This is a genomic window from Sphingomonas sp. CCH9-F2 (assembly GCF_001556735.1).
GTDB lineage: Bacteria > Pseudomonadota > Alphaproteobacteria > Sphingomonadales > Sphingomonadaceae > Sphingomonas > Sphingomonas ginsenosidimutans.
Map to the genome: position 1 here is coordinate 1 of NZ_LSJO01000653.1, position 589 is coordinate 589.

Genomic DNA, 589 nt, shown 5'->3' on the forward strand with positions numbered 1-589 from the left:
CTTGCCGGTCGACAGCCGCTGCATCGCGGTCGTCAGGTCCTTGCTGGCGAGCGCGGATGCGTTGCTGGCGCGCAGCGCCGAGGTGTTCGAACTGATTACGGTCATGGGATGGTCTCCTGCGTCGCCTAACCCCGCCAGCCCCCTCGGAAGGCAGGTGATCCGCGCCGTCTGACCAGCAAAACGGCAGGGTTTTGCCGGTCTTTAGGAAAATTCTTGCCGGCCCCCTGCCGGGGCTTGCCGGTTGCCGGCCGATCGGGGCACCTCGCGCGCGCGCGATGCGCCCCCGCGCGAGGGCACGCGACGCACCGGTACGCGCGCCCGGAAAAAATCTGCCGCCGGACGGCAAATGATACCCGGCGTTAACCATTTCGGTCGCATTCCAACCCTCGTCAGATTGAGGGATTCGAAGATCATGCGATCGATCATGCCGTCGGCCACCGTGGAGCGGGAGCATCTCACGCTCGTCTCCTCGCTGCGGGCGCAGGGCTTTTCGGTGGAAGCGCCGGGCACGCGCGCGCCGGCCGCCACGACCTTCCTGGTCGCGGACGGCGAAGCGATGGCCGCCCCGGCGCGCACGCTGATCGTCGGC

The 589-nt window shown here is 68.3% G+C and carries 1 pseudogene; it reads right to left on the reverse strand.

Annotation, left to right across the window (positions count from 1 at the left end):
* Positions 1-105 (reverse strand): annotated as a pseudogene (locus tag AX685_RS22065) (flagellin FliC); the annotation flags it as partial.
* Positions 106-589: the final 484 nt, after the last annotated feature.